Origin of the sequence: Streptomyces sp. NPDC058198, assembly GCF_042882605.1 — a bacterium.
In the GTDB taxonomy this organism is placed as follows: domain Bacteria; phylum Actinomycetota; class Actinomycetes; order Streptomycetales; family Streptomycetaceae; genus Streptomyces.
In genome coordinates this window covers 220769-247041 of sequence record NZ_JBHVVP010000007.1, presented here as the reverse complement: position 1 = coordinate 247041, position 26273 = coordinate 220769, and the positions used below count along the sequence as shown (strand labels likewise).

17 protein-coding genes are annotated in these 26273 nt (G+C 69.4%); 9 read left to right on the top strand and 8 right to left on the bottom strand.

Annotation, left to right across the window (positions count from 1 at the left end; all coding sequences use genetic code 11):
• Positions 1-16: 16 nt before the first annotated feature.
• The gene (locus ACFVWW_RS23915; RefSeq protein ID WP_386879000.1) at positions 17-1162 is read left to right on the top strand and encodes a glycoside hydrolase family 88 protein; all 1146 of its coding nucleotides are present in this window, start codon (positions 17-19) and stop codon (positions 1160-1162) included.
• A gap of 95 nt (positions 1163-1257) precedes the next feature.
• Complete coding sequence (locus ACFVWW_RS23910; RefSeq protein ID WP_384329856.1) at positions 1258-2070, top strand: Fpg/Nei family DNA glycosylase; 813 nt, start codon at positions 1258-1260, stop codon at positions 2068-2070.
• Positions 2071-2083: 13 nt separating this feature from the next.
• On the opposite strand, the gene ACFVWW_RS23905 is transcribed toward ACFVWW_RS23910, so the two are convergent.
• The gene (locus tag ACFVWW_RS23905) at positions 2084-3514 is read right to left on the bottom strand and encodes a DUF2252 domain-containing protein (RefSeq protein ID WP_386879001.1); all 1431 of its coding nucleotides are present in this window, start codon (positions 3512-3514) and stop codon (positions 2084-2086) included.
• Positions 3515-3684: 170 nt separating this feature from the next.
• Between ACFVWW_RS23905 and ACFVWW_RS23900 the strand changes: the two genes are divergently transcribed.
• A complete protein-coding gene (locus ACFVWW_RS23900) occupies positions 3685-3885 on the top strand; it encodes a DUF1918 domain-containing protein (RefSeq protein WP_384188206.1) in 201 nt (66 codons plus the stop codon).
• Positions 3886-3938: 53 nt separating this feature from the next.
• On the opposite strand, the gene ACFVWW_RS23895 is transcribed toward ACFVWW_RS23900, so the two are convergent.
• Both ACFVWW_RS23895 and ACFVWW_RS23890 read right to left on the bottom strand, forming a co-directional pair.
• Positions 3939-5522, bottom strand: coding sequence for a glycosyl hydrolase 53 family protein (locus ACFVWW_RS23895; RefSeq protein ID WP_386879002.1), 1584 nt, complete (start codon positions 5520-5522; stop codon positions 3939-3941).
• A gap of 89 nt (positions 5523-5611) precedes the next feature.
• The gene (locus ACFVWW_RS23890) at positions 5612-7633 is read right to left on the bottom strand and encodes a beta-galactosidase (protein ID WP_384188208.1); all 2022 of its coding nucleotides are present in this window, start codon (positions 7631-7633) and stop codon (positions 5612-5614) included.
• Positions 7634-7833: 200 nt separating this feature from the next.
• On the opposite strand from ACFVWW_RS23890, the gene ACFVWW_RS23885 reads away from it, so the two are divergent.
• Genes ACFVWW_RS23885 through ACFVWW_RS23870 form a run of 4 tightly spaced genes read left to right on the top strand, consistent with a single transcriptional unit; the run spans position 7834 to position 11986 of the window.
• Positions 7834-9150: an ABC transporter substrate-binding protein gene (locus ACFVWW_RS23885; RefSeq protein WP_384188209.1), complete on the top strand. Its 1317-nt coding sequence runs from the start codon at positions 7834-7836 to the stop codon at positions 9148-9150.
• Positions 9150-10058, top strand: a complete 909-nt coding sequence (locus ACFVWW_RS23880; protein ID WP_384188210.1) for a carbohydrate ABC transporter permease — start codon at positions 9150-9152, stop codon at positions 10056-10058. The genes ACFVWW_RS23885 and ACFVWW_RS23880 overlap by 1 nt, the downstream gene beginning before the upstream one ends.
• Complete coding sequence (locus ACFVWW_RS23875; protein ID WP_384188212.1) at positions 10055-10921, top strand: carbohydrate ABC transporter permease; 867 nt, start codon at positions 10055-10057, stop codon at positions 10919-10921. The genes ACFVWW_RS23880 and ACFVWW_RS23875 overlap by 4 nt, the downstream gene beginning before the upstream one ends.
• 33 nt (positions 10922-10954) lie before the next feature.
• Positions 10955-11986, top strand: coding sequence for a LacI family DNA-binding transcriptional regulator (locus ACFVWW_RS23870; protein WP_384188213.1), 1032 nt, complete (start codon positions 10955-10957; stop codon positions 11984-11986).
• Between the two features lie 29 nt (positions 11987-12015).
• Here the strand turns inward: ACFVWW_RS23870 and ACFVWW_RS23865 are convergent, their stop codons facing one another.
• Positions 12016-13020, bottom strand: a complete 1005-nt coding sequence (locus tag ACFVWW_RS23865; protein WP_386879003.1) for a translation initiation factor 2 — start codon at positions 13018-13020, stop codon at positions 12016-12018.
• A gap of 91 nt (positions 13021-13111) precedes the next feature.
• Here ACFVWW_RS23865 and ACFVWW_RS23860 point away from each other — a divergent pair, with 91 nt between their 5' ends.
• Positions 13112-17527: an AAA family ATPase gene (locus tag ACFVWW_RS23860; protein WP_384188217.1), complete on the top strand. Its 4416-nt coding sequence runs from the start codon at positions 13112-13114 to the stop codon at positions 17525-17527.
• An 83-nt stretch (positions 17528-17610) separates the two neighbouring features.
• Positions 17611-19044: a lipase family alpha/beta hydrolase gene (locus tag ACFVWW_RS23855; RefSeq protein ID WP_384188218.1), complete on the top strand. Its 1434-nt coding sequence runs from the start codon at positions 17611-17613 to the stop codon at positions 19042-19044.
• An 81-nt stretch (positions 19045-19125) separates the two neighbouring features.
• On the opposite strand, the gene ACFVWW_RS23850 is transcribed toward ACFVWW_RS23855, so the two are convergent.
• From ACFVWW_RS23850 to ACFVWW_RS23835, 4 genes are all read right to left on the bottom strand, one after another.
• Positions 19126-19935, bottom strand: coding sequence for a M23 family metallopeptidase (locus tag ACFVWW_RS23850; protein ID WP_386879004.1), 810 nt, complete (start codon positions 19933-19935; stop codon positions 19126-19128).
• A 41-nt stretch (positions 19936-19976) separates the two neighbouring features.
• Positions 19977-21185 carry a hypothetical protein gene (locus ACFVWW_RS23845; protein ID WP_386879005.1) on the bottom strand — a complete coding sequence of 403 codons (1209 nt, stop codon included), beginning with the start codon at positions 21183-21185 and terminating at the stop codon, positions 19977-19979.
• Between the two features lie 231 nt (positions 21186-21416).
• Entirely contained in the window at positions 21417-24758 is a 3342-nt protein-coding gene (locus ACFVWW_RS23840) for an NACHT domain-containing protein (protein WP_386879006.1), read from the bottom strand.
• 778 nt (positions 24759-25536) lie between these two features.
• The gene (locus ACFVWW_RS23835) at positions 25537-26169 is read right to left on the bottom strand and encodes a PAS domain-containing protein (RefSeq protein ID WP_384189133.1); all 633 of its coding nucleotides are present in this window, start codon (positions 26167-26169) and stop codon (positions 25537-25539) included.
• Positions 26170-26273 lie beyond the last annotated feature (104 nt).

Genomic DNA, 26273 nt, shown 5'->3' with positions numbered 1-26273 from the left:
CAGAGGAGTCGTTCACATGGATAGACGACACCTGCTCGCCGGCGGCGCCGCGCTCGCGGCGACCGCGTCCGTACTGCCCGGCCTGGCCGGCCCCGCGACGGCTGCCCCCGCCGCCCCGTCACCCCAACTGCCGTCCAGAGCAGCGATCATCAGCGTGCTGCGCCGCGTCGCCGACCACTGGATCGGCGCGCACAGCAACTCGGGCGACAACGGCTGGGCCAATGCGACCTTTTTCAGCGGCCTGCTCGCCCTTCACCGGCTCACCGGCGACACCCGGTACCTCGGTTACGCCAGAGGCTGGGCGGAGAAGCACGCGTACGGTCTGATGGGCGGCGTCAGCACCCGGCACGCCGACAACCACTGCGCCGGACAGGCCTATCTCGATCTGTACGAGATCGAGCCGGAGGAGCAGAAGCTCACCGCGATCGAGGCGTCCCTGCGCCGTATGGTCTACACCGACCAGCCGGCCAAGAACGACGACTGGTGGTGGGACGACGCCCTGCACATGGCCATGCCGCCGTTCGCCCGTATCGGCGCGCTGCGCGGCGATCCGCAGTACTGGGAGAAGCTCTACAGCCTCTACCACCACACCAAGCAGGTGCGGGGCGGACCCGGTCTGTACGACGCGGGAAGCGGCCTGTGGTACCGCGACGACCGCTTCCTGCCCGGCAAGATCACCTCGCCCGGTGGCAAGCCGGTGCTCTGGTCACGCGGAAACGGCTGGGTGGCGGGCGGCCACACCAAGACGCTCAAGGTCCTGCCGGCCGGGGAGCGCCATGTCGCCGAGTACCGCGACACGCTCACCCGGCTCGTGACCGCGACGGCCGCGGTGCAGCGGACCGACGGCTTCTGGAACGTCAACCTCGCCGACGCCTCGCACCTGCCGGGTCCTGAGACCAGCGGCACCGCCTTCTTCGCGTACGGCACGGCCTACGCCATCAGCGCGGGACTGGTCACCGGCGCCGCCTTTCTGCCGGTGGCCGCCCGCGCCTGGAACGGCCTCGTGACCACCGCCGTTCACCCCGACGGCTTCCTGGGCTACGTCCAGAAGGTGGGCGACCGCCCCGAATCCAGCCAGCCCATCACCTACGACAGCACGGCGGACTTCGCCGTGGGCGCGTTCCTGCTGGCCGGAACCGAACTCGCCGGCCTGGCCGTTTAGGTTCCCGACGTACGTACGGTGGCCCGGTGCGGCCGCTCCACGCCAGGGGCGGCTGCCCGGCCATCATCGTCGGGCCGGGCCGCATGATGGACGGTATGCCCGAAGGAGACACCGTCTGGCAGGCCGCCCGGCGCCTGCACCTCGCCCTGGCCGGTCGTACGCTCGTCCGGTCCGACCTGCGCGTGCCCACACTCGCCACCACCGATCTGAGCGGCCGTACCGTCCTCGATGTCACGCCGCGCGGCAAGCACCTGCTCATGCGGATCGAGGGCGGACTGACCCTGCACTCGCATCTCCGTATGGACGGGGCGTGGAAGGTCTACTCGGCCGGGGACCGATGGCGCGGCGGGCCCGGGCATCAGATCCGGGCCGTCCTCGACGCCGGCGACCGTACGGCCGTCGGCTACCGCCTCCCTGTCCTCGAACTCCTGCGCACCACGGACGAGCAGCGGGTGGTCGGCCATCTCGGGCCCGACCTGCTGGGCCCGGACTGGGATCAGGACGAGGCGCTGCGCCGCCTCCTGGACGATCCGGGCCGGCCGTTCGGGTCCGCTCTGCTCGATCAGCGCAATCTCGCCGGCATCGGCAATGTCTTCATGGCGGAACTCTGCTTCCTCGCCAGGGTCACCCCCTGGACGCCGGCCGGGGACGTCCCGTCCCCCGAACGCGTCGTCGCCGCGGCCCAGCGCCTTCTGGAGGCGAACCGGGAACGCTTCGACCGTACGACGACGAGCACCGCCGTCCGTGCGCGGTCCGCCCATCGCTTGTACGTCTACGGTCGCGCCGGCCGCCCCTGCCTGGTCTGCGGCGCCGCCGTCCGCGTCGCCTCCGAGACGCACGGCCGGATCGGCCGCGAGCGCCCGACGTACTGGTGTCCGCGCTGCCAGAGCGGCCCCGGCCCCGCCTGATTCGGCAACGCCATCAGACACTCGGTACGCGGCCGGTGCGGACCGCCTCGGTCAGGACCGCGTGGTCCCGTTCGTTCTGGTCCGCGTAGGCCTCCCCGAACACCGGCAGCGCCCGGTCGAACGAGTCCCCTCGGCCGAGGTAGGAGGCGATGGCGATCCGGTCGCCCGACCGCGCGTGGGCGCGGGCCAGGGTGGCACCGCAGAGTACGCCGAACCTCCGCAGACCGTCCGGCAGCATGCCCTCCGGTTCGAGGACGCCCTTCCAGTCGTGCAACTGCCGGACGTAGAAGTCGCGCTGCCGTCCGTCGATGCCCTCGGTCCGTTTCCAGCCGAGGAAGATGTCGCTGGTGGCCTGCATCAGACGCTGGCCCGCGACGACCCGCTCGCCCTGGTTCTCGTACGCGCTTCCGCCCACGTACCGCGCCAGGACCGACACGTCGGCCTCCTTCGCCTGTAGCAGGAGCGGGTCCTCGCCGTCCCTGCCGAGCAGCAGGATGATCCAGCAGCGGGTGCCGACACTGCCGACGCCGACCACTTTCCGGGCCATGTCGGCCAGCCGGTACTGCCCGAGCAGCGCGCGGCGGTCCGACTGCAGAGTGTCGCCGTACCCCGAGACGAGCTCCGCGAGGTTCTGTTCCAGCTGCCGGCGTTCCAGGTCGGGCAGCAAGTCTTCGAGGGGGGTCACCAGGGGCGGGTCGGGGGTGATCGTGCGTTCGCCGCCGACGACACAGGTCAGTTTCTCGAAGGCCTGGAGGTTGTCGCGCGAGCGGGCCTTGTCCAGCACGTGCGACAGGCGCTTGCGGCGGGTCCTGTTCATTCCCTCGGCCACCACGGCCTCGAGCTCCGCCGTGTCCTGATGGTCGTACCAGACGTCCAGATTGCCCATACCGGCCAACACCCGCATCCGTTCACGGTAGGACCGGACCGTCGAGCGGACGATCTCCGCGCGCTGCCGGCGCGTATAGCCGTTCGCCCGGCCGGCGATGACCAGACTGGTGGCCAGCCGCTTCACGTCCCACTCCCAGGGGCCCGGCAGGGTCTCGTCGAAGTCGTTGATGTCGAACATGAGGTGCCGCTCGGGCGAGGCCAGCAGCCGGAAGTTCAGCAGGTGCGCGTCCCCGCAGAGTTGAGCCGTGATACCCGAGCGCGGCGTCGCCGCCAGATCGGCCGCCATGATCGCCGCGGCGCCTCGGTAGAAGCGGAACGGCGATTCGGTCATCCGGCCGTAGCGGATGGGGACGAGTTCGCTCACCCGCGCCGCCGACTGCGCTTCGACGAGGTCCACCGGATCCGCCCGGTCCGGGGCCGGTTCGTAGACCGCGTGGGCGGAACGGGGCACCTGCGCCCGGGCGGCCTTGCCCCGTTCGGCCCGTTCGCGGCAGGAGGGTGGCTGCGGTCGTTTCGCCGTTCCGGCCCGGCCGTGCGCACTGACGACAGAGGTCATGGGTGGTTCCTCCTGTCAGGGAGCCGCCGCAGGGCAGGTTCACCCGATCGGCGCGCTCCCCCACCACCGAAACACGCCTTCGCCGGTCATGCATCTCCGTACGTCCCGGAGGCCGGATCACGCGGCGTTCCGTACAGTCCTGATTACATCTCGTGACATGGGGAGCGCACATGAAAGCAAACAAGGGCGACCGCCTGGTGAGGCACGGCAGGGTCGTCGGTGAGCATGACCGGGTCGTGGAAATCGTGGAGGTGCTGGGGCCGGACGGCACGCCGCCCTTCAAGGTGCGCTCCGAGAACGGTCATGAATCGATCGTGTCGCCCGGGCCCGACGCGGCGGTGGAGTCGCGCAAGCCACGCAAGCGCAAGTAGGAGTCCCCCGCCGGCGGGCTCGGGGGCTCCGCCGCTCTCAGCTGTCCTCCGCGCTACCGGTCCGCGAACCACCGCGCCGCGGGCAGCAGCTTCTTGTCGTATCCGAAGAGCGCCTGGTTCTCCCAGGCGTTTCCTGAGGAGGGGTCCTGCGGATCCCAGCCGCTCCCGTCCACCGCGGTCCAGGCCGGTTCCCAGTAGACGATGCCCAGACCGCGCCCCGCCGGGACCGCCTTGACGACGTTCATCACGTCCCGCAGGTTGGCCGCCTGACCGGCCGGGGTCGCCGGGTAGCCCGGTACCAGCTGGTCGGCGGTGGAGACGTTGTTCTCCAGGAAGTCATCGTTGGCGAGGGTGTGCGCGTAGGCGGTCTCGGCCACCAGCACCGGCTTGTCGTAGCGGGCCGACACATCGTCCAGATTGGTCTGCAGGTCGGACAGCGGGCCGTGCCAGTAGCCGTAGTACGACAGGGCTATCACGTCGAACGGCACCTGGTGCGCCACGGCCTGGTCGAACCACCAGCGGGTGCCGGCGTTGTCGCCGCCCTCGGCCAGATGAAGGGCGACCTGGGTCGAGGGCGAGACGGCCTTCGCCGCCCGGGCCCCGGAGGTGAGCAGCCCCGCGAGCCGCGTCCAGTCGTCGGTGGAGCCGTCGGGCCACAGCATGCCGCCGTTGATCTCATTGCCGATCTGGACCATGTCGGCGGTGGTGCCCTGTGCCTTGAGGGCGTTCAGGACATCGAAGGTGTGGTCGTAGACGTCGGTGCGCAGCCGGTTGTACGAGTGTGTGGCCCAGGCGGCCGGTTTGTTCTGCTTGCCCGGGTCGGCCCAGCCGTCCGAGTAGTGGAAGTCGACCAGGAGCTTCATCCCCGCGGCCTTGGCCCTTTTGGCCACGGCGAGGACATGCTTCTTGTCGTTGTAGCCGTCGGCCGGGTTCACCCAGACCTTGAGCCGGGCGTAGTTCATCCCGGCGCCACGCAGAATGCGCAGCGGGTCCTGCCGCACTCCGCCGGCGGTGCGGTAGGTGGCTCCGAACGCCTCGTTCTTCGCAAGGGTCGACAGGTCTCCGCCCCTGACGTCCAGGCCCGTCGATCCGGCCGTGAAGCCGATGTCGTCGAAGTTGGCCCACTGCCCGGCGTGCGCGTCGGAGTTGAGGCTGAGGGTGCAGGATCCGCCGCGTACCTTCACCGAGGTCACGACGCGGATCCACTCGCCGTCGGGGGTGGGCGGCAGATCGGTGCGCCGGTCGGCGCTTCCGCAGTCGCGCAGTGCGATGTAGGCGGAGTTCTGGCCGCCGCTGGAGCGGACCCAGACGCTGAGCGTGTAGGTGCCGTCGGTCAGACCGGAGAGGCGCTGATACGTCTGGGTCCGGTAGGCCGAGGCCGACCAGTGGGTGAGGCGGAGGCTGCCGCTGTGGCCCCCGTTCTCGGTGAAGGAGGCGTTGCCCTGGCTGGCCGCCGACCGGGTGCTCCAGCCGGCCGGGGTGCTCGTCCCCGTTCCGTCCGTCTCGAACCCGGCGTTGCCGGGGCCGTCGGCCGCTCGGGCCTGCTGAGCGGGCAGGGCGGTGAGGAGCAGCGCGCCGAGCGCGGAGAGAGCGACCGCTCCGAGCGGTGTGCGGCGTATGCGGTGTGCGGTGTGCATCGTCGATGTCCCTTCGACCGGATGAGCGAGGCGGGTGGGGTGGGGCGGGAGGAGCGGGGTGTGAAGACCGGGACTCGGACGACCGGGGCTCAGTCGTCGAGTTTCACGACGCGTACCGCTCCGGCCGGGAGGGCGAGCCTGCCCGCGGCCCGGTCGCCGGTGAGGAGTTCGGTCCCGTGGGCGGACAGCGGCACCTTGGTGTCCGCTCCGGTGTGGTTGAGGGCGAAGAGGTAGGTGCCGCCCTCCCCGGTACGGCGTACCACCTCGACGTCGCGCGGCAGATCGGTGCGCGGCGCCAGGCGGGCGTCCTCGGCGGCGGCGCCGAGGACCGTGTCGAGGGCGTCGGGGCCGAGGCGTGTGGAGAGATACCAGGCTGTCCCCCGGCCCAGCCGGTGCCGGGTGATGGCCGGCTGTCCGGCGACCAGCCCGTCGGCGTACGTCCAGATCGTCTCGGCGCCCCGTGGCACCACGAACTCGCTCCAGACGTCTCCGGTCAGCTCCGCGCCGTCGGCCGCGGTGAGCCGGACGCGTTCGCCCGCGCCGAGGGGTGAGAACTCCTCGACAGTGAGGCCGAGGACCTCACGCAGCACGCCCGGGTGGGCGCCGGGGTGAACGGCGTCGTGCTCGTCGACGATTCCGGAGAAGTACGAGACGACCAGGGTGCCGCCGTTCTCGACGTAGGTACGGAGATTGCGTCCCGTGGCCTCGGAGGCGAGGTAGAGGGCGGGCACCACGACGAGCGGGTAGCCCGACAGATCGGCTTCCGGGTGGGCGAAGTCGACCGTGAGGTGGCGGTCGTAGAGCGTCTCGTAGAAGCTGTCGGCCCGCTCGCGGGCGTCGTGGTCCTCGCTCGGCCGCCATTCCAGCCGCTGGGCCCACCAGGACTGCCAGTCCCAGACCATGGCGACATCGGCGACCGTTCTCGTACCGCGCACCGCCGCCAGCCGGTCCAGATCCGCGCCGAGCCTGACCACCTCGCGCCAGACGCGGCTGTCGGTGCCGGCGTGCGGCACCATCGACGAGTGGAACTTCTCCGCGCCGCGCCGGGACTGACGCCACTGGAAGAACATCGCGCCGTCGGAACCGCGCGCCACGTGGGCGAGACTGTTCCTGGCCATCTGGCCGGGGGCCTTGGCCGGGTTGCGCGGCTGCCAGTTGACCCCACTGGTGGAGTGTTCGAGCAGCAGCCAGGGGGCGCTGCCGGCCACGGACCTTGTGAGGTCGGCGGCCATGGCGAGGTTCACATGGGTCCGCCGGCCGTCGGTGATGAGGTAGTGGTCATTGGTGACCAGGTCGACCTCGCGTCCCCAGGCCCAGTAGTCGACGGAGTCGCACTGGCTGAGGGCCGTCATGAAGTTGGTGGTGACGGGGATGCCCGGGGAGAGCCGGTGCAGCAGGTCGCGTTCCCGTACGAAGTTCTCCCGCATGGTGGCGTCGGCGAAGCGCGCGTAGTCGAGGCGCTGCGCGGGGTTGCAGACGGTGGGGGTGGCGCGGGGCGGCTCGATCTCGTCGAAGGAGCCGTAGCGCTGGCCCCAGAAGGCGGTGCCCCAGGCTTCGTTGAGCGCGTCGACGGTCGCGTACGTGGCGCGCAGCCTGCGGCGGAAGTGGACGGCGCAGTTCGCGCAGTAGCAGGCGCCGACGGGAACGCCGTACTCGTTGTGGACGTGCCAGAGCGCCAGCGCCGGGTGGCTGCCGTAGCGCAGGGCGAGCTGCTCGGTGATCGCCCCCGCTGCCTCGCGGTACGCCGGTGAGCTGTGGCAGATCGCGCCGCGCGAGCCGAATTCGTACCGCACGCCTTCCCGGCTCACGGGCAGTGCGTCCGGGTGGGCGCGGTAGAACCACGCGGGCGGGGCGACGGTGGGGGTGCCCAGGTCGATGCGGATCCCGTTCTCGTGCAGGAGGGCGATGATCCTGTCGAGCCAGCCGAAGTCGTAGCGGCCCGGCTCGGGTTCGAGCAGCGCCCAGGAGAAGATGCCGAGACTCACCAGGGTGACGTCGGCCTCGCGCATGAGGCGGACGTCCTCCTGCCAGACGGCCTCCGGCCACTGTTCGGGGTTGTAGTCTCCGCCGAACGCGAGCCCTTCGAGGCCCTCGGGTGCGGTCTCCGGCATGGATGCCTCCTGTGCTGCCTGCGGGGATGACTGCGTCATTGTGGGAACGTGCACACACATGGTCGGTGACGCAGATCCAACATAACCGCACACGAACAACCATTGACAAGTGTCCGGGACGTTTCTCTACTGTGAACGCTCACAGAGCATGGCCGGTCTGCCGCACTCGTGCCGGGGACCTTCGTCAGGGGAGAATCACCATGCAATTCACGACGCACCGACGCCTCGTGGCCACGTCCCTCACCATCGCGCTCGGCGCGACCACCCTCGCCGCCTGCGGTTCCGGCAGCGGCGACGAGGAAAGTACCGGCCCCGTCTCACTCAGCTACTGGGCCTGGGCACCCGGCATGGACAAGGTCGCCGACCTCTGGAACTCCACGGAGGGCAAGAAGGCCGGCATCACCGTCACGGTCAAGAAGCAGGCCTCCGGGGACGACCTGGTCACCAAGATCATCACCGCGGCCAAGGCGAAGAAGGCCCCGGACCTGGTGCAGGCCGAGTACCAGGCCCTCCCGACGCTCGTCAGCAATGACGTCCTGGCGGACATATCCGGCGAAGTCTCCGACGCCAGAAGCCAGTTCGCGCCGGGGGTCTGGCAGCAGACCACGCTCGGCACCGACGCGGTCTACGCGGTCCCGCAGGACTCCGGGCCGATGATGTTCTACTACCGCCAGGACCTCTTCAAGAAGTACGGGCTGACGGTTCCCACCACCTGGGACGAGTTCGCCGGTACGGCGCGCGCACTGAAGAAGAAGGACCCGTCCAAGGCTCTGACCACGTTCTCCAGCAACGACCCGGGGCTGTTCGCCGGCCTCGCGCAGCAGGCGGGCGCCAAGTGGTGGACCGCGGGGGGCGAGAGCTGGAAGGTCGGCATCGACGACGCCACCACGAAGAAGGTCGCGAGCTTCTGGGGCGGCCTGGTCGCGGAAGGCGCGATAGACAACCAGCCCATGTACACCCCGGCCTGGAACAAGGCACTCAACACGGGCAAGCAGATCGCGTGGGTGAGCGCCGTATGGGCACCCGGCACCCTGGTCACCGCGGCGCCGGACACGAAGGGCAAGTGGGCGATGGCCCCGCTGCCGCAGTGGAGCGAGGGAGAGTCCGCGACCGGCAGTTGGGGCGGATCGTCCACCGGGGTCACCAATGACTCGCCGCACAAGAAGGCCGCCGCGCAGTTCGCGAGCTGGCTGAACACGGACAGCCAGGCGCTGGCCGCGCTGGTGAAGGAGAGCGGTATCTACCCGGCCGCCACCGCCGCGCAGACGGGCGGCGCGCTCAGCGCGGCCCCCGGCTACTTCCCGAACCAGCCGGACTTCTACGCCCGGGCGGCCGAGATCGCGAAGACCACCGCACCCTCCGCGTGGGGTCCGAACGTGAACGTCGCGTACACCGTCTTCCGGGACTCCTTCGCCCCCGCCGCCAAGAACAGGTCGGACTTCACCGCGGCGCTCACCGCCATGCAGCAGGCCACCGTCGCCGACCTCAAGAAGCAGGGCTTCGAGGTCGCGGGGTGATGGCCGGCCGGCGCGTACGCAACGCCCCTTACGCGTTCCTCCTCCCCGCCCTCGTCCTGTTCGCGCTCTTCTTCGCACTGCCCATCGGCTACGCCCTCTTCCTGAGCCTTCGCAAGGTCGAGGTCAAGGGACTGGGGCTCGGCGCGGGCGCACGCGAGGAGGTATGGGCGGGGCTGTCGAACTACACCAGTGCGCTGTCCGACTCCGAACTGCTCTCCAGTTCCATACGGGTGCTGGGCTACGGGGCGATCGTGGTGCCCGCGATGCTCGGGCTCGCTCTGGTCCTCGCGCTGATGCTGGACGCCGAGCGCACCCGGCTCAGCGGTTTCTCCCGGCTCGCGATCTTTCTGCCGTACGCCGTCCCGGGCGTGATCGCCGCGTTGATGTGGGGCTTCCTCTACCTTCCTGACGTCAGCCCGTTCCACTACCTGCTGGACAGGGCGGGCCTGCCGCAGCCGGATCTGCTGGACGGCGGGCCGCTCTACGCGGCCCTGGCCAATATCGCCCTGTGGGGCGGCACCGGCTTCAACATGATCGTCATCTATACGTCGTTGCGTTCCATCCCCGCCGAGATCCACGAGGCGGCCAGGCTCGACGGCTGCTCACAGCTCCAGACAGCCCTACGGATCAAGATCCCGATCGTCGTGCCCTCGCTGGTGCTGACCTTCTTCTTCTCGATCATCGCGACGCTCCAGGTGTTCAGCGAGCCCACCACCCTCAAGCCGCTCACCAACTCGCTGTCCACCACCTGGTCCCCGCTGATGAAGGTCTATCAGGACGCCTTCGTCAAGGGAGACATCTACTCGGCGGCCGCCACCTCCGTGGTCATCGCCGTCGTGACCCTCGCGCTGTCCTTCGGCTTCCTCAGGACCGTGGGCTCCCGTTCGAACCGGGGAGAGACCCAGTGACCGCTGTCATCGCCCGCACCCGCGACGGGCACCGGCGCCGTATCGCCTGGGTGCCGACCGTCGCGCTGCTGCTCGGCGCCGTGTACTGCCTGCTGCCCGTGGCCTGGATCGTGATGGCCTCCACCAAGTCCGGGCGGGAGCTGTTCTCCACCTTCACCTTCCTGCCCGGCACGGGTTTCACCGACAACGTCGCGGACCTGTCCGCCTACCGCGACGGCGTGTACTGGCGGTGGATGCTCAACTCGCTCTTCTACGCCGGGTTCGGCGCCCTGCTGTCGACCGGGGTGTCCGCGCTCAGCGGCTTCGCGCTCGCGATCTACCGGTTCCGGGGCCGGGAGAGCATCTTCAATGTGCTGCTCGCGGGCGTGCTGATGCCGCCGGTCGTCCTCGCCGTACCGCAGTACCTGCTGATGGCGAAGGCCGACCTGGCCGACAGCTATCTGTCGGTGCTGCTCCCGCTGATCCTTTCCCCGTACGGCGTCTACCTCGCCCGGATCTACGCGGCGGCGTCCGTACCGCTCGATGTGGTGGAAGCGGGCCGGATGGACGGGGGCGGCGAGTGGCGGATCTTCCGGTCGCTGGCTCTGCCGATGATGCTGCCCGGCCTGGTGACGGTGTTCCTCTTCCAGTTCGTCGCCATCTGGAACAACTTCCTGCTCCCGTACATCATGCTCGGCGACGACCGGAAGTTCCCCGTCACACTCGGCCTCTACACCCTGCTCCAGCAGGGCTCCACCACCCCCGCCCTCTACACTCTGGTGATCACCGGTGCGCTGCTCGCGGTGCTGCCGCTGATCGCGCTGTTCCTGGTCATCCAGCGGTTCTGGAGTCTGGATCTGCTGTCCGGGGCCGTAAAGTCCTGACGCGACAGGCACGATCATGAGAGAACGACAGGTATGAGCCGCACGGGCAGCAACGGCCGGCGCAAGCCGCCCACGATCCACGACGTGGCGCGCGAAGCGGGTGTCTCCCGGGGCACCGTCTCGCGCGTCCTCAACGGCGGCCACTATGTGAGCCCGGCGGCGGAGGAAGCGGTCAACGCCGCGATCCGCAAGACCGGGTACGTCGTCAACCGGCACGCACGCAGCCTCATCACGGGCCGTTCGGATTCGGTGGCCTTCCTGCTCACCGAGCCGCAGGAGCGGTTCTTCGAGGACCCCAACTTCAACGTACTGCTGCGCGGCTGCACCCAGGCGCTGGCGGGACACGACATCCCGCTGCTGCTGATGATCGCGGGGACGAAGGACGAACGGCGCAGGATAACGCGGTACATCACCGCGGGCCATGTCGACGGGGTGCTGCTGGTGTCCAGCCACTCCGGAGACCCGGTCGCCGAGCAACTGCGCGCGGCGCGCGTCCCGCTGGTGGCCTGCGGCAAACCCCTCGGGCAGAGTTCGAAGGTCAGTTACGTCGCCGCCGACGACCGGGACGGCGCGCGGGAGATGGTGCGCCATCTCGTACGCAGCGGACGCCGCCGCATCGCCACCGTGACCGGCCCGCTCGACACCCCGGGCGGCACCGAACGGCTCGCCGGCTACCGGGAGATCCTCGCCGAGTCCGGCATCGAGGCGGATGAACGGCTCATCGCCTCCGGGGACTACAGCCGGGCCAGCGGCGAGTCCTGCGCGGCGGAACTGCTGCGGCGCGCACCGGATCTGGACGCGGTGTTCGTCGCGTCCGACCTCATGGCCCAAGGCGTACTCACCGCACTCCAGGACGCCGGCCGCCGGGTGCCCGTCGATGTCGCCGTGGGCGGCTTCGACGACTCCCCCGCGGCCCTGGACACCCGGCCGGCCCTCACCACGATTCGCCAGCCCTGGGACCGCATCAGCTCGGAGATGGTGCGTGTGCTGCTCGCGCAGATCGGCGGGGAGGACACCTCCACGGTCATCCTCCCCACCGAACTGGTCCGCCGCGGCTCCGCCTGACACGCGGACCGCCCGAAGAGGCCCCGCCCTCAGGCGTCGTCCTGCTCCCTGTCCCGCATCAAGCGGCGTTCCACCGCTTCCACGTCCAGGCGTCCGGCCGGGTCGCCGCCGCGCGCGAGCACGGCGCCGCGGACCAGCGCCAGGTAGAACAACGCGGGAGCGCATGGGGTCCAGTGCTCCTCCGGCTGATCGAGAATGAAGCGCAGGATCGACTCGGCGTCCGCCGGCACGAAGGCGTGCTTGTCGTGTTCCCACTTGTCCTCGACGCCCTTGGTCCAGCGGTCGCGCAGCTCGTCCTCGCCGAGGTCCTTCAGCACCGCGCGAAAGAAGGCCGCCCACTGGTTGTTCCGCAGGTCCAGGCCGAACCCGAGGAGTTCGAGATCGACCTCGTCCCCCGCGTGGACGGCCAGTTCCTCCTTCAACGCCCGGCGGGCGACGGCATGGAGACTGATGGCGGAGCCGTCCTCGGGCAGGTCGTGATTGCGTGCGAGGCCCTCGTTGGCGGACGAGTTCCACCTCTGCTTGTTCGGCCCGGCGACCAGCGCGCTGCGGTGGGAGAAGAGCATCTTGTGGTCACGGCCGGTCTCCACCGCGACGTTCACCCCGAGACTGCAGAACATGAAGGCGGGGGCGTCGACCGGATCCCTGCGCTCCAGGTACTCCTCGCGCAGCGTGACGCCGTTCGCCCGCTTGCGGTCGAGGTTGATGGAGGTGGCGAGGAAATCGTAGTAGTCGGCGTCGCACAGGGTCAGTGTGGCGCCGGGGTCCTCCAGTGTGTGGGTCCGCCGGATGACGAGCCTCTCCACGGCGAACCGCGGGTTGTTCCACCGGTGCGCCTCCCCCGCCGCCTCCGCGCGCTTCTGCTCCTCCTCGACCTCACGCCGCCACTGGCCGATCTCGTCCGGGAACTCCACCTGCTTCGGGTTGTAGCGGACCCGCAGGTTCTTCTCCAGGATGGGCCGCGTTCCTTCGCCTTCGAAGACATGACAGCCGGTCTGCCGGCCCGCAACCGTGAACCTGTCCCGCTGCGTCATGAAATCGTTCCCCCTGCTCTCGACCAATCGTGTGTGGTGATGCGCATCACACGTGATGCGCCATCATATAAGTGACCCCGGGAGAGACCTCATGTCCATGTACCTCGACCGTGAGGAACAGCGCCAGGCCGGCTTCGCCGGCACGTTCGCCATCGGCAGCTACGGCGCGGGGCGACGCGATCGGGGGCACGTGGAGAAGGCGCGCGAGGGGTTCATGCGCGCGTGCGGGCGACTTGGCTTCGGTGTCACGAAGAGGCTGGAGGGAACCGGTACGCACGAGGATGTGGAGCGGGGTATCACTCAGTTCGAGCGGTACCAGGCATTGCGCAAGATCTTCTACTGGACCGGCCACGGTCTGTCCCAGCAAGACGACTACTACCTGGCGTGCGGGGACAGTTATCTCGACGGCCCGGGTGACACGGTCGTCCCGGCCAGGTCCGTGAATGTCGACAGTCTCGTCGGCCGCCTGAAAAGCCAGACGTCCGAGGTGCTGATCGTCATCGACGCCTGCTACTCCCAGAGCCTGCTGGCGTGGATCCGGCAGAGGTTCCTCGTGAACGAGTTCACGGGAAAAGAGGCGGCCGGTTCGGGTTTCGCACTGGTCTGCACCGCGGGTGTGGAGCGCACCGTCGATGAAGGGCAGTGGGCCGACTGGCTCGAAGCGGTCCTCGACGATCCCGCGACCATGGTCGACGAGCGTGTGCACCCGTTCCAGGAGAGCGTTCCGTACGTGCCATTCTCGTATCTGATGAAGGCGGTCAACTCCGCGGCGGCAGACGACGGCGTCGAGGACCCCAGCCGATTACCCGCCTTCGCCGAGATCCGGCTGCTCGACGGAGCGTTCCTGCACAACCCCTACTTCAACGAGGGCCGGCTGCCGCGCACGGCGGTGCGGCCTGCTGAGCACGACGCCACGTTCCTCGAAGAGCTCGACAGCCGATTTGTCCGTTCGCTCGCCGGAGACGCGAGAACCAGAAGCATGCTCCAGTTCACCGGCCGCCTCACGGCCCTGAGCCGCATGGTGAAATGGCAGGAGTCGCATGCGAGCGGTCTGCTCGCTGTCACCGGTCCTGCCGGTTCCGGCAAGACCACGCTTCTGAGCCGCTTGGCGCACCTTTCCATCCCCCGGTATCTCGACAGCCTCGATTCTCCGCCGCCCCTGGACGCGCAGCCCCGCCCCGGCTCCATCCACGCGGCACTGCCCTGCTTCGGCAAGACTCTGCACGAACTGTGTGCCGACCTTTGCCATGCCCTGGAGCCCCTCGGTATCGAGCCGCCGGCCCACGGTGATCTGACCCCTGACGCGTGCGTCGCGCAGGTGGCGGCCCTCGCCCAGAAAGCCGGTGTCCTCAATCTGGTTTTCGACGGTCTGGACGAGGCAGCCGCCGGTCAGGCCCATGACATCGCGCGGGATCTCCTCAACCGGCTGGCCGCCTCTCCCGGGGTCAAGGTCCTTGTGGGAACGCGCGTACAGCCCCGTCGCGTCCTGCCGGGCCGGGTGCTGGAGGAGACGCTGTACGAGGCGCTGGACCAGACCGTGCCCGCCCTCGCGCTGGATCTCGACAAGGACGCGGACGGGGACATCGCACGATACGCCGAAGCGGTCCTGAGCGCCGAAGGGTCGCCCTACGCACGGCCCGAGGCGGACGGCGAACGAAGCCGTGCCGCGACACGCATCGCGAGACACAGCAGCAGACTGTTCCTCGTCGCCGATCTGTCCGCGCGGGCGCTGGCGGGCCTGCGGACACCGCTGTCGGCGGACCGCCTCGATGACTTCCTTCACGCCGGAAACGCTCAGCTGAAGGAGCGTATAACCGCCGAGATCCGGCATCTGGACCCCGACGGGAGCTACGGTCTGGAACCCTTGCTCCGCCCTCTCGCCCTGGCACAAGGGTCTGGGCTGCCTCTCACGGACGTCTGGCTGGCCATGGCCAATGCCCTGCGCAGGGACGGGTCCAGGAAACTCACCGATCAGCAGCTGCGCAACCTGCCGCGCATCGCCAGGGGTTCACTGATCACCAAGGTGGCCGACGACGAGGGAGACGAGATCTACCGATTCCAGCATCCGAGCTTCGGCTCCCACCTGCTGGCGGACACCGCGGCCGAGCAACGTGCGTGGCACAGCACCGTCTTCGCGGCTCTCAACGAACTCTGCCAGGAGGACTGGGGCAGCGCGGGCACCTACATCCAACGGCATCTCGGAGCACATGCGGCACTCGGCGGTCCCGGGGAACTGGAGTATCTGATCAACACGGCGGACTATCTCCTGCACGCCGACCCCGACGTCATGCTGCCCCTGGTCGTTCCGCTCGTGCCGGACAGCGACCGGGCCGATCTGTACCGGCGGGTGGCCGGCACATTCCGTCACCGGCCCGCCGCCGCGGACCGGTGGGCTCTGCTCAGCGCCACCGCGCTGGCAGGCCACCCCAGGGCTCTCGACCACATGGAACCGCCGCCGTCCGTGCTGTGGAAGGACATCTGGACGGACGCCGGACCGGAGCCGTTCCATCAGAGCTGGCAGGGGCCGGCGGGAGGAGCGTGCGCGGTTTCCTGGTCCCCGGCCGCCGGCGGACTGATCTCCGCATCGGGACGCGGCGAGATCGTCACCCACCTGGCCGACACGGGCCGACGCGTACGAGTGCACCAGCCCAAGTCGGATCCCGGGACGGGACGAGTCCCCCTGCGCAATGTGGCGGAGCTCGGACGCGGTCATCGCCGGACCGTCGTGGGCCTTGACGGGAGCAACGTACACATCTGGCCCGGCAACAGACGGCTGCCCCGGCAAAGCTTCTTCTGGGGCGGCTCGCCGGACAGCCTCTCCGCCTCCGAATTCGGTGGAACGGCCCACGTGGCGGCGGCTGACGGACACCGCGTCTGGCTATGGCAATGGCCGGTGGAGGCAGGGCCGTCGACGCGGGGACTCCGCCATGCCCTGATCCCCGTCAGGGCCCGCCGCGTCACCTTGCTTCCCCTGGCCGACCGGCATTTCCTCCTTGCCGGCGGCCATGACACGGTCACACTGCACGAGTTCGCCTGGCGGCCGCGGGAGGGTGATTCGCCCCTGGGCCCGGAAACCCTCCTGGCGCAGGACGTGGAACCGGTGCTCGCGGTCGCCGCGGTGGTTCAGGGCGACAACGGTGCCTGGCTGGCCGCGGCCGACGGAATACATGTCCGCGTCTGGCGGCTGACAGCCGAGGGCTACGGGCAGCCGGTCGTCGAACACGCCCTGGAGATCGAATCCGGAGCCCGGGGGATCGCCGTCGGTCACGCCGGGGACACACCGCTGCTCGCCATCCAGGAGCAGGGAAGGATCCGCGTACGGAGAATCGCCGACCAGCACCCGTACTTCAGCTTCTCCGCCGGCGACCAGCACGCGTCACTGGCGTTCGATCCCGAGGGCACGGGACGGCTGGCGGTGGCCGACGGATCCGCCGTGCGTGTGCTGCAGACCACGCCCGGCCAAGCTGGCGGCGACGGAGCCCGCGGCAGACCCCACCGCGAACGCGTCATCGTTCATCTGGCGACCGGCGACGACGGGCGGCACCTGCTGTGCCGGGTCTCGCACAGAACCGTCCTGCTCACCCTCCACCGATCCAACGACAGTCGTGAAGCCGCAGCGCCGCTGGTACTGGACGGCCATCCGAAACAGGTCACCGCGGTATCCGCGCTGCGCACCGGAGCGTGCTGGACCGTGGCGTCCGTCACCGGTGGAACCGTACACATCTGGCGAGTGGCGGACGACCTCAAGGCACCAGTGAAGGAAGACGAGTTCGACATGGGCGCCGACCCGGGCGAATCCGTGTCCGCGGTGGGGGTGGCGGTCGTCGGTGGCCAGATGCTGGCCTTCGCGCCGCTCGGCCAGGAACTGCGGTGCTGGGCCACGGCAGCCGGGCAGACCCGGCAGTGGCGACCCGTGAGCCCGATGTCGCTCCAGGGCGGCGCGTCGATCGACTGGACCGGCTCGGTGTCCGCGAACGGCCGTACCTGGCTGGCGGCCAACGGCGTGACATCGATCGGTCTGTGGGAACTGTCCCGCCTCGACGGCTCCCCCGTCGTCAGGACCGTACGCACACCGCTCCAGGCCCAGGCGGTGGCGGTGGGCGGGCACCTGGAGGGCACGGAGTTCGTTCCGCTCCTGGCCTGGCTGTCGTCCGACGGGCGGGTCCGTGTGGCCCGATGCGACCGCTCGCGTCCGGAGGGCGACAAACTGAAGGGCGACTTCTCGCAGGCGACGTCCCTGGTGTTCACCGGCGGCCGGCGGCGTCCGTTGCTTCTGGTCTGCGGTGGCGGATCCACCGCGGTGGCGATATGGGACGTGGTGGGAAAGCGGTGGCTGTCCCCGGGGGACGTACCGGATCGCGGCTACCAGGTGGAGCGCGCCGCTGCCGCGTTCGACGACAGCGGGATCACGCTGATGCTCCAGGGGCGCAACCGATGTGACCAGCTGTTCCTGGGCCGTAAGCGCCTCGCCGAGCGGATGGGCATCAGTTCTTTCCAGTTCAGCTAAGGGCTGGGTGACCTGGTCCGCTCCAGCCCCGGCGGGTGGTCCTCGGACACCGTCGACAATCCACGGAGGATGGGAATTCCCCTATGAAACACGACCTGGTGGTGTTCGTTCCCGGTATTACGGGCAGCCGGCTGACGCGTGACGGCAAGGACATGTGGGAGCTGTCCAAGCAGGCGCTCCTGCAACTCCGCCACCCTGGAAGGCTCTTGAAAGACTTCCAGCTGCCGCCCGGCATCGGTGACGCCAGGCCGGAGGGACCACACGCGCTGCGCGCCGATCACCTCATCAAGGCCCCCGACGCTCTTCCCGGCCTCTTCACCGCGCTCGCATCTCGTATCGGCATCACCCCGGGCTACCCGGATGTCCGGCCCGCGCTCAAAGGACTCCACAAGGATCAGTTCCTGCCTTTCCCGTACGACTGGAGACTGTCGAACCGGCTCTCCGCCGCCGATCTCCAAGAGAAGGTCGAGCGGGCGCTGAGTCTCTGGCGGGAGCGGGCCAGGACGCTGTATCCGGGACATGACGAGCCGAAGGTGGTGTTCCTGTGCCATTCGATGGGCGGCCTGATCGCCCGCTACTACCTGGAGGTGCTGGGTGGCCGGGAGATCGCACGGACTCTGGTGACCATCGGTACGCCACACCGGGGCGCGGCCAAGACGGTCAAGTTCCTCACGGGTCACGCGATTGATCCTCACCCCGGGAAGGGGCCGGTCCGCGACCTGGTGATCGGCAAGGTCGCCGAGCGCTACAACCCCCAAGTCGCCGAACTGTGCAGGACCTTCCCCTCGATCGCGCAACTGCTTCCTGTGTACGACGCGGTGAGAGAGCCGGGGAAGACCCGCCTCCAGCCGCTCGAAGACGTCACCGTCCCGGAACTGGGCAGTGAACTCGTGCGGGACGTGTTCGCCTTCCAACGCGAGTTCACCGATGCCCAGGAACGTAACGAGGCGGACGGGAAGCGCCCCTACAAGGTCTACGCCCTCGGCGGCCGTAACCACCCCACCGTGCACGGGGTGATCCTGGCGCCGGAGAAGCTCGACTTCCCCATCTCCTTGAACGATGACCAGGAGTGGACCGGTGACGGCACCGTTCCGGAGGAGTCGGCGTTCGCGAAGTGGGCGCTGGACGACATGGGCGATGCCATCTGGAACGGCTACCGGCACGCCGGGATGGCCGGCGAGGAGTCGGTCGAGATGCAACTCGTGAACATCTTTCAGGGGAAGTCCGCACGAGCGACACTGGCTGGGGGCAGCGACTTCGGCGTGGAGGTACCCGATCTCGCGGTGGAGGGCGAACCGTTCGAGATCGTAGCCGTCGGTGCCGAGGCGGACCGAGGGGTCCGAGTCCGTCTGAGCGCACCAGGACAGCCGGAGACTCCGGAGGTGCCGTTGACGCCGGACGGCGCCGGGAACCTGCGGGGTGAGTTGGTCTCCGCCGCAGGAACGTGGGTGCTGGAAGTCGTCGCGGACCATCCGCGCGTCGTCCACCGCGACGTGGTGCTCGTCGCCGGCGGATAAGAGAGGCCCCCTGGCCGCCCCGGCGCGTGGCGTGTGTGGTGCGCCGGGTGCCGGGGCGGTGGGGACGGGAAGGGCCGGGGCTCAGCAGGCGGGGACGCCCGGGAGTTGGGCGGAGGGGTGGTCGATGTAGATGTTGGAGATGAAGCCGCCCTGGTCGCGGAGCTTGCTCCACCAGTTGTTGGTGTAGCCCTCGGCCGTGACGGTGTCGCCCTGCTTCTGGCACACCACCGTGACGTTGGTCGGTCCGGGGAGGATGGTGACCACTGCCGCGTTCAGGCGGGCGTCCGCGCGGACGCGGATGTCGGTGCCCCAGGTGCGGAAGGTGCTGCCGCCGCCACCGCAGCCGTTGTCACTGGTCAGGTACGACTGGTTGTACTGGGACGGGTAGGGCTGTCCGGCACCGTTGATGACGATGTTCTGGCCGACTCCGTTGAGTAGCTGCTCGTAGTGGATGTGCGCTCCGCTGGAGTTGCCGGTGGAGCCGGTGACACCGATCTGCTGTCCCTGGCCGACCGAGGCGCCGCTGGACACCGAGTACGAGGCCAGGTGGAAGTAGTAGGTCTTCCAGCCGCCGCCGTGGTCGATGACGATGTAGTTGCCGGCGCCGCTGGGCTCCGACATCCGCGTCGCCGTCCCGGCGGCGGAGGCCAGGACCGGCGTGCCCGCGGTCGAGCCGCCGTCGGCGCGGACGTAGTCCAGTGCCCGGCGGACCTCGGCGGAGTGGTGGCTGAAGGTCCACTTCTGGCCGCACGGGTAGGGCGCCTTGAAGTTCGGGGCCGCGAGCGTGGCCTCCGGGCCGGGCCGGCTCTGTGCCTGGGCGGGAGCGGCGGTCAGGCCGGCTATCGCGAAAAGGCCGGTGACGAGGACGGACAACAGCCGTCTGCGGTGCATACGGACTACTCCTTTTCCGGGTGGGAGAGTGCGGGCGGCGTTCAGCACTGGGGGACGCCGGGCAGCCACGAGTCGGCCACGTCGATGAAGATGTTGGAGATGTAGCCGCCGTAACTCGGCAGATAGGACCACGCGTCGTTGGTGATGCCGTCCACGGTGATCCGCTGGCCGTGGACCTGGCACTGGACGTTGACCTGCGTGGGCCCGGCCAGCCGTCCGACCTCGGCGGACGCCGTCGTCGCCTGCTGACGGATGCGTACGTCGGTGCCCCAGGTCGGGAAGGTCTTGCCGGTCTGGCTGCCGGTCCACAGATAGGTGACGGTCACCCAGCCGTTGTCCGACAGGCCGACGTTGGCGAAGGTGCCGTCGGCGAGGTCGATCCCGGCCGGGTTGGCCACTCGCCGGCCCGAGCCGTCGAGACCGCCGTTGTAGCCGTTCTCGTACGCCGCCTGCGCTTCGGGCTTGCCCTGCGGCAGGTCCTTGAAGCTCTCCCGGGTCGCAGAGGGGTTCCAGTAGTCGTCGCGGGTGTTCCACGGGCCGACGTCCCAGACGGGGGCGGTCTCGCAGCGCGCCGGGCCGCAGACCTGGACGGAGTACTGGCTGCTGCCGTTCGGCGACAGGCCGCGCCTGGAGGGCAGGGCGACGAAGTGGTCGTTCGGCTTGATGATGTGGCCGTTGGCGGTCGTTCCGCCGACGAGCCCCTCGCGGGTCGCGAAGACGCGAGCGCTGAACGCGGCGGCCCGCTGCTCGGTCCGCGGCTCGGGGCCGCGGTCGGCCGTCAGCCGCAGTCCCTGGATCCGCGCCGTCCCGTCCTTGTCCCAGATCGTGATCCGGGCCTGCACGGTGGTGACGGTACGGGGCAGGGCCGCCGCGGTCCCCGCCGCCTCGCGCCACTCCGTCCAGGAACCGTCCTCGGCGCGCCCGCGGACATCGACGCTCACGCGAGCCCCGGAGGGCACCCGCGCGGAAAGCTCCGCCTGGACGCGGTTGACGGGCCGGTCGAGCTTCTTGGGCGCGAGCACCTGGGTGCCGTAACCCTGTTCGGTGCCCGCGGAGGCCGAGTGGAAGTCCTGCTGCCGGATCCGCAGCGCACCCTGCGCGTAGCGCACGTTCACGTCGTCGGCGTCGATACGGGTGAGGTTCGCCGGCCAGGTGATCCCACCGGACGCTACGCGCGTGGATTTTTGGCTGTCGGCCGCCCCGGCCGGTGAGGTGTTCACCGCCAGTCCCGCACAGGCGAGCGTTGCCACGAGTCCGCTCAACCAACGCTGTCGCTGCCGTCTCTGACGCATCCACAGTCTCTTTCGTCGGGCCGGGCGGATCACCCCGGCACGCACACGGGGCGGAACGGCCGGGCACATCGGGATCTGGTGCGGATCGTGTCCGAGCGACGCGACCCGGGCCACCGTAGCGATCCTGGCATGTCCACAACAAGAGCGGACTGGAATCCCTGCGCCTGACGTCCGCCGGGCCGGCGGACGTCAGGCCGACGCGGGCGGGGCCGGGTCGTCGGGAGCGGCAAGTGCCCGCACGCGCCGCAGGAGCTCGGGCGGGAGCTCCCTCAGCTCGTCCGCGGACATGCCACGCAACGCCTCCAGAGGGCTCGCGCCGAACCATTCACGGGTCCGCTCCGGATCCTCGGCCTCCCCCCAGAGCGCCAGTATTCGGGCGGGATCCGTACGTACGAGGATGGCGATGTCCGACTCCAGCTGCGCCCGGAGCCCTTCCCGGACCTCGGCCGGACCATGCCTCCGCAGCGCGGCCATGGCGGCGCGCACCACCAGTTCCCGCGTGTGCGGGTCGTCGTCCCCCACGGATAGCGTGAGCAACACCCGGGCGGCCACGTCCGGGGGAAGCCTGCCGGCGTCGATGACCAACTGCCGACAGACAAGCCGGGTCACCCGGCGACCGGTCTCATGGTCCAGAAAAGACCACCACGGGAGCAGGAAATCGGCACACCGCTCGTAGAGTGTGGCCAGTTCATCCTCCGACGCGCCCAGACCGCTCGCCAGCCACAGCTCGATCAGGTGGTGAGCGACTGACTCGGCACTGCCATGGGGTGAGCTGAAGAAGGTGGTGAGGGACGGTCCAAGTCGCTGGAACACGGGTTCGAGGGCATGTAGGACGACGGAGTCGTTGGTGCCGCCCGAGAGAGACATCTTGTGCCATATCCGGTTCCAGTAGGTACGGGACCAGTCCATTCCCCGGGTACGGATCTCATGGCCCGGCGGGTAGCCGTAGAGCCAGTGGGGGTCCACCGGTTCCGGCACAGGAGATCCAACAGGACTCCCCGGCAGGACGGTCAGCTCTCTCCGGTCGCCGCTCCAGGTCTGGCCGACCCTGATGGCCAGCGAGAAGTCGGTCCACTCCGGTTCGGTGAACGCCGACCGCCACAGCAGCGCGTGGCGGTGCCAGGTGCCCACCGGATCGCCGGATTCGGGGAACACCTCGCTCGTCGTGGTGCCCCCGGTCACCAGGACCGTCAGGATCATCAAGTTCGCGCCGTACAAGCCGTGGCGCGAGGAGGTGGCGCGCTGCGACGGCCGGTACGTGGCGAACTTGTGCTCCGTGCGGTCGCGGTGGTCGGCCATGACGGTGACGAGGAGTGCGCCGAGCCGGCTCCGGTCCTCCGGGGTGAGGCGACGGATGCGGGCGTCGACGAACCTCAGCATCTGACGGGAGGAGAGCGGCGCGTAGGACAGCAGGACGTACAATAGGTCGTCGTCGACGGAGATCCTGCCGAGGGCGAGGGCCGGCCGTTGGGCCGCGAGACCTTGGAGAAGTTGTACGGCGAGCCGGGCGGCCAGGTACTCGCCGAAGGTCGCGTGCAGGAATTCGTACGTCGTCAGCCGCTGGTCGTCCCTGACCGCCTGGCCCCGCTGGACGAAGAAGAACCGGCCGAGCGCGATCTCGGCCTGGTTGAGCGGCGCCCGCAGGTCCGCCTGCGCCGTCTCGGCGCGGCCGAGGAGTCCGGTCAGGTCCTCTTCGAGCTCGGCGGTGGTGATCCACTGACGGTGCCGGTTGAGCATGCCGAAGGCGATCAGGGAGAGCCGCTGCAGCTCTTGCTCGGCACGGTCCGCCAGCTGCCGGTCCGTCAGTGGCTGGTGGCCCTTGCCGACCTCGCGGACGGCGAAGGACGTCAGCAGTTCCTCGTACAGCTCCGCCTCACCCAGGGGTTCGTCGCCCGTGGCTCCCCGCTGGAGGGCGTTGGACGTGGCGTCGTACAGGGCGAGCATCAGCAGGAGCAGCGGCTGAGAGGCGAGGGCCTCGTGACGGCCGGCCACCTCGGCGGGCAGCGGCCTGAGCCCCTGGGCCGCGAGGTCCGGGGCGTTGAGGCGGTTCCAGAGGGTGAGCCAGGTCTCGATGTGCTCGGTACGGAACGGTTCGAGGCGTAGCGCCACGGTGCCCTCCGGGCAGCGGGCGCGGTCGGCGACCGCGGTCCTGCTGGTGACCAGGGCGAGCACCGGCCTGCCCTGGTCGGCCTCGCGCTGCTGGAAGCGGGCCACTCGTAACAGGTAGTCGGACTGGCTGACACCGGTGGCCTGGAGAAGCTCGTCGAAGCCGTCGAAGAGAAGGACCGGGACGGCCCCCTCGGCCGACCTGACCAGTTCGGGCCAGGAAGCCCGTTCGCCGGTCGCGGCGCGCACGGCGTGCTCGATCTGGTCCTGTACGTCGGCGTCGGTGGGAATCTCACGCAGGATGATCCGGACCGGCAGGAACCCGGCTGCGGGCAGCCGGGCCGCGAGGATCTTGGTCAGTACGGACTTTCCGGCGCCGGGCTGGCCCAGGACGAGCAGCGGCGCGCTGTCCGAGGCGACGGAGGTGAGAGCGCCCGCCAGATACTCGGTGAGGTCGGAGCGTACCGGCGCGGCGCCCCACCAGTCCTCGTCCGCCGGGCCGCCCGGGCCGTCGGGCACGGCCCGTACCCGGAAGTCGGGGTCCACATAGCCCTCGCCGAGGAGGGGCAGGTGTACGCCGCTGGGGGCATCGCCCTCGGCGAGGATCGGCCGCAGCAGCGCCTTCCGGTATCCGGTGGCGAGAGAAGCGGCGACCTGGGTGAGGGGGCGTACGGCGCTGAGGCCCGCGAGCGCGGTCTCGATGCCGGTCAGTGCCTGGCGCAGACCGGCGCGCGTGGCCTGGTGCTCCACCTGGCCGGACCAGAAACCGAACTCGGGCACCTCTAGTGCCAGTCGCGCGTACAGCTCCTCGTAGCGCCCGGTCGCCAGCGGGATCAGATGCCGCGTCAGCGCCGACGCGGTCTCCTGGCGCTGCGCTTCGGTCAGCCCGTCCCAGGCCGCCAGCCCGCGCGCGAAGCGCTCCAGCCGTTCCGAGAGCTGCGCGTACCAGACATGGAGTTCATGGAGGACCTGCTCGTACGGTACGTGCGGGGCGGGTTGTGGCACGGCTGCGGCGACCAGCGTCCGAATGAAGTCCTGCGCGGCGTCGTCCCCTCCGGCCAGCCGGATCTGCTCGCTCCGGGTGAGCTCCATGGCGCGCAGGGCGAGGGGCAGTTCCAGGTCGCCCAAGGCCTCGAAGTAGGCGGTGACCACGAGCACCGCGTGTGCCGCGGCGAGCCGTTCCGTGCGCTCGGCCCGCTCCGACGAGCCCAGACGGTCGCGCAGCCCGCTCGTCAGATCGCGCCCGAGCCGGAGTAATCGCCCCTGGGCGTCGAACACGCTGAGCACCGTGTCACTGACCCCGCCCGTCGCCATCGACAGCGCGCCGCCAAGGGCCTGGTCGGCGGCCGCCAGCGCCGCGCCGTCCCCACCCAGGACCGCCACCGCGTCACTGAAACTGAGAAGCCGTCGTCGCCCCCGCACCATTCCCCCGCTCCTGCCCACGACCGTGTGCCGCGCCCCGCGCCACTTCTACCACGCGGCGGGCCGCCGGGCCCGCGAGATGGCCATGAGATGCCCGCATGGCGCCCCGTGTGCGCCCGCGGGCGCTGTCGGTCCGGATTCGGGTGTCAATGCCGGGAATGAATGGCGGGTGCGGGAAATAGCAGGAATGCACCGGCGAAGGAAGCAGGTCTACGCGCATCGCACTCCTCGGATACCGCCGTGTTGCCCGCATCCCGGCCGCGGGTGCCCCGGATGAAATCACCGAAACAGTCGGGCAGTAAAACCACAGTCACGACGGCCAAAACCACACGGCAATCCTTTAATTCTAACTCGCGACAATGGGAACACCCTTCGGGGCGTAATTTGCGCGGCCGCAGCGATCTCCGCAAAGTACGGGCGTCACACAGGTGTCGCGAAAGGCTTCCCGCACGCCATCTCGCGAAATATCGCATACACCTGGACGCCACCGGCGCGTTATCCCGTGCCGCCTCGCTCACCCCACGGCGGCCCCGCCCGCACTGCATGATCATCACTAATCACCGCACAAACAGACAACGCGACAGCTGAAGCGGACGTCCGCGGCCGGAATTTTTACCCGCGCATGACCCCCCGCACGCCCCTGCACGCCCCCGCACGATCCAGGGATGAACGCAGAAGCCCGCCGAAACCGTGGAGCCCTTCGACAGGGCGCCACCGTCCGGCGGGCGGTGTGCGGGTCCGCGTGAGTCGGGGGGCGGTCGGGGGCCGGCCACCCCCCGGCTCACTTGATGAAGTCTTCAACGACCTTCGGCGGCCAGGTGCCGACGTTCAGGACGCCCATGGAATAGGCACGGGAGACCAGGGCGGCCCGGTTGGGAACCCTGAGCTTCCGGAGCAGGCCGGTTACGTGGTACTCAACGCCCTGCCTGCTCAGATAGAGCCGCGAGGCCAGCGGAATCGTGGAAAGACCTGCGGCGATACCTTCAAGAATGCGCGCGTCGATCTCGGTAAGGATCTTCTTCTGGTTGGTCAGGACACCCGCGTCGTCGGCGCCCTTCGTCGAACGCATGAGCACCAGGATCGCCGCCACATCGGGGGTCTCCCCACTCACGGCCGCAGCGGTGAGCGTGCCTGCGAATGCGGAGTCCTCCGGCCCCACGGCCACCACATGTGAGGCGAACCGCTGGCGCTTCCCCTCGATCAGTCGGGTGAACTGGCGCATCAGTGGCTGCTGGACGCTGGGATGCACCAGATCGCGGAAGCTGCGACCGCAGACGCCCGCCGAGGAGTCGCCGAACTGGCGGAAGAACTCCTGGTTCGCCTGCTGGATGGTCAGAGCCGGGTCGAGCGAGGCCACGCACAGCCCCAGCTGGTCGAACTGCCGGGCGCCTCCGCGCCCGATCTGGTCAGGTATGAGTTCGCTGGTTGTGACCTGCGCCGAATCTGCAAGTGCAGCAATCTCCACGAGACCGCCATCCTTTCGGTTCCCCCGGATTCTTCGGAATATGCAATGACGTT